Genomic DNA, 1,377 nt, shown 5'->3' with positions numbered 1-1,377 from the left:
GCGGCGCTCTCGGCGTACGCGGCGCCCTCGGCGTACGCGGCGCCCTCGGCGTACGCGGCGCCCTCGGCGTACGCGGCGCCCTCGGCGTACGCGGCGCCCTCGGCGTACGCGGCCGAAGCGATACCGGCCGTCCCGGCCGCTCCGACCGTCCCGGCGAGCAGCGCGGCTGCCGCCGCCACGCCCGCGGTCCGCACGTGCTCCGGTACCCGAATCCGACCGGTCATGGTGACTCCTTCGTCTTGACCCTGGGTGTCCCCCCGGCCTCTCTCCGCCCCCGCCACCACACTCCGCGCGGGGCGGGGCACCGTCGCACGGGATGCGGCACTCGGGTGAACGTGACGGCGGCCACAGGGCAGACGTGATCTCCCCGACATCAGGCGAATCGGGCGTTATCAGCTCTCGCACCAGGCGTAAAGTGGATCGCTGTTAAGCCGCCCCTGCCGCTCCCCTATGCGACGTCGCGGCGTTGTTTTCCGTAGCCGGGGAGTTCGCAGTGCTGGACAGTCTGGGGTCATTGACCGCCGGTCCGTGGATATACGCGGTCGTGGGCATCTCCATCGTGCTGGACGTCTTCGTCCCGATCCTGCCGAGCGGTGTTCTGGTGATCACCGCGGCCACCGCCGCGGCGGCCGGCGCGACCAACGCCACCGTCCCGGACTCGTTCGCCCACGACGTGCCCGAACTGCTCCTGCTGGCCCTGTGCGCGGCGACCGCCTCGCTGCTCGGCGACCTGGTGGCGTACCGGCTGGCCTGGCGCGGCGGCGCCCGGCTGGACCGGGCGATCTCCCGCTCGCGTCGGCTGTCGGCCGCGCAGGAACGTCTCGGCAACGCCCTCACCAAGGGCGGCGGCATCCTCGTCGTCGTCGCACGATTCGCCCCGGCCGGCCGCTCGGTGGTGTCCCTGGGCGCGGGCGCGGCCCACCGCAAGGCGAAGGAATTCGTCCCGTGGTCGGCGCTGGCGGGCGTCGCCTGGGCGCTCTACAGCGTGAGCCTGGGCTACTTCGGCGGCCAGTGGCTGGGCGCGGGGTGGATCAGCACCGGGATCTCGGTGCTGGCGCTGACCGTCGCGGGAGTCCTCGCGGCCTACGTCGTACGCCGCCCGCGCACCTCAAGTCCGGCCAGCAACTTGGCCGTTGCCGCGGCCACCTCCCCCACTGCCTGATCGAAAACCTCTTGGTTGTGCCCGGCCGGGGCCCGGAACCCGGAGACCTTCCGCACGTACTGCAACGCGGCTGCGGCGATCTCCTCCTCCGTGGCCTCTTCCGGGATCGCGGGCGGTCGAAGCGTCTTGATGCTGCGGCACATACGACAACGGTAGCCACCCCCACTGACAACGGCCTCCCTGCTGCCCGCCACCCCGGGCGGCAGAAGGACTCC

At 72.5% G+C, this 1,377-nt stretch carries 3 protein-coding genes; 1 reads left to right on the top strand and 2 read right to left on the bottom strand.

Annotated elements, in window-relative coordinates:
• Positions 1 to 224, bottom strand: a 224-nt coding sequence (locus ACWGIG_RS21060) for a hypothetical protein (protein WP_453323162.1), incomplete at its 3' end; no start/stop codon positions are given.
• A 269-nt stretch (positions 225 to 493) separates the two neighbouring features.
• Between ACWGIG_RS21060 and ACWGIG_RS21055 the strand changes: the two genes are divergently transcribed.
• Complete coding sequence (locus ACWGIG_RS21055) at positions 494 to 1,162, top strand: DedA family protein (protein WP_453323161.1); 669 nt, start codon at positions 494 to 496, stop codon at positions 1,160 to 1,162.
• On the opposite strand, the gene ACWGIG_RS21050 is transcribed toward ACWGIG_RS21055, so the two are convergent.
• The gene (locus ACWGIG_RS21050; protein ID WP_453323160.1) at positions 1,084 to 1,305 is read right to left on the bottom strand and encodes a DUF2277 domain-containing protein; all 222 of its coding nucleotides are present in this window, start codon (positions 1,303 to 1,305) and stop codon (positions 1,084 to 1,086) included. The two genes, ACWGIG_RS21055 and ACWGIG_RS21050, sit on opposite strands and share 79 nt — an antisense overlap.
• Positions 1,306 to 1,377: the final 72 nt, after the last annotated feature.

This window comes from Streptomyces sp. NPDC054863, assembly GCF_053610825.1.
This window is presented reverse-complemented; position numbering and strand designations above follow the sequence as displayed.